Here is a 289-nt window from a genome sequence, read left to right as displayed (position 1 = left end):
CTTTTGTAGAATCAGGAGACGGATTTGCGATAGATGCTCAACCTTATTCTAGTCAAACAGCACAGGAAGAATACGGAATACAAAAAGACAATATACGTTATAGGTGTTTTTCAGATAATCCTATACCAATGGAAGAAGGCGAATATATTCGTGTGAGTGATGAAAATTATCGTGTTGTATTAGCTCATGAATGGGATTATCACACTGAATTTATATTGCAATGGTTAAAAGGTGAGGTAGATGGCTAAAGAAGGTTTCATAGGTGCTAACCGATTAAAAGAAAAGTTTA

The 289-nt window shown here is 34.9% G+C and carries 1 protein-coding gene; it reads left to right on the top strand.

What is annotated here, in order from left to right:
• The coding region (locus ACX6CF_RS26320; RefSeq protein WP_458788351.1) for a hypothetical protein at positions 1 to 248 on the top strand (248 nt) is incomplete at its 5' end.
• Positions 249 to 289 lie beyond the last annotated feature (41 nt).

It is taken from the genome of Vallitalea sediminicola (genome assembly GCF_054408565.1).
The sequence above is the reverse complement of the archived record's forward strand: the minus strand, read 5'-3'. Positions and strand labels throughout refer to the sequence as shown.